General features: G+C 74.1%; 1 protein-coding gene. It reads right to left on the bottom strand.

What is annotated here, in order from left to right:
• The coding region (locus tag BN2503_RS19155) for a hypothetical protein (protein WP_199445295.1) at positions 1-533 on the bottom strand (533 nt) is incomplete at its 3' end.
• Between the last annotated feature and the right edge of the window lie 15 nt (positions 534-548).

Genomic DNA, 548 nt, shown 5'->3' with positions numbered 1-548 from the left:
GCGCTGGTGGCCAGCACCTGGCCGGGCTGTGCGCTCGATCCAGCCGGGTGCGCTGCCCGGTGCTGGTGGCGGGCGGTGCGCAACCTTGGGTTGCCGAGCTGCTTGGGCGGTGCGCTGCTGCGCGTGCCGCAGTGCCGCAGTGCCGCTGCGCTGGTGGCCAGCACCTGGCCGGGCTGTGCGCTCGATCCAGCCAGGTGCGCCGCCCCGGCTGGTGGCCAGGCGATGCGCAACCTTGGGTTGCCGAGCTGCTTGGGCGGTGCGTTGCTGCGCGTGCCGCAGTGCCGCTGTGCTGGTGGCCAGCACTTGGCCGGGCTGTGCGCGCTCGATCCAGCCGGGTGCGCTGCCCTGGCTGGTGGCCAGGTGGTGCGCAACCTTGGGTTGCCGAGCTGCTTGGGCGGTGCGCTGCTGCGCGTGCCGCAGTGCCGCAGTGCCGCAGTGCCGCTGTGCCGCTGTGCTGGTGGCCAGCACTTGGCCGGGCTGTGCGCTCGATCCAGCCGGGTGCGCTGCCCTGGCTGGTGGCGGGCGGTGCGCAACCTTGGGTTGCTGGG

The sequence above is a fragment of the Paenacidovorax caeni genome, assembly GCF_001298675.1.
Classification (GTDB): Bacteria; Pseudomonadota; Gammaproteobacteria; order Burkholderiales; family Burkholderiaceae_C; genus Paenacidovorax; species Paenacidovorax caeni.
The sequence above is the reverse complement of the archived record's forward strand: the minus strand, read 5'-3'. Positions and strand labels throughout refer to the sequence as shown.